This window comes from Stenotrophomonas sp. GbtcB23 (assembly GCF_019091045.1).
In the GTDB taxonomy this organism is placed as follows: Bacteria; Pseudomonadota; Gammaproteobacteria; order Xanthomonadales; family Xanthomonadaceae; genus Stenotrophomonas; species Stenotrophomonas rhizophila_A.
In genome coordinates this window covers 1-244 of sequence record NZ_JAGXKC010000607.1, presented here as the reverse complement: position 1 = coordinate 244, position 244 = coordinate 1, and the positions used below count along the sequence as shown (strand labels likewise).

Sequence of the window (244 nt, the reverse complement as noted above, 5' to 3'; positions counted from 1 at the left end):
GATGTACGATCTGTTCTCGCATCTGTGGTTCCCGATCATCGTCATCGGCGCCAGCAAGACCGCGGAGCTCATCCGAATCATGCGCGCCAACCTGCTCGACGAGCTGAACAAGCCCTATGTCGTCACCGCCCGCGCCTACGGACTTTCGGAACGCAGGCTACTCCTGAAATATCCCGTACGCATAGCGCTCAATCCTTTCGTCTCCACGGTCGGCTGGGTGTTGCCGGCGCTGGTCTCAGGTGCA

The 244-nt window shown here is 59.8% G+C and carries 1 protein-coding gene; it reads left to right on the top strand.

The window, feature by feature from the left end; all coding sequences use genetic code 11:
* Positions 1-244: ABC transporter permease subunit (locus KVS69_RS20275; protein WP_217540084.1), on the top strand; the 244-nt coding region annotated here is incomplete at both ends.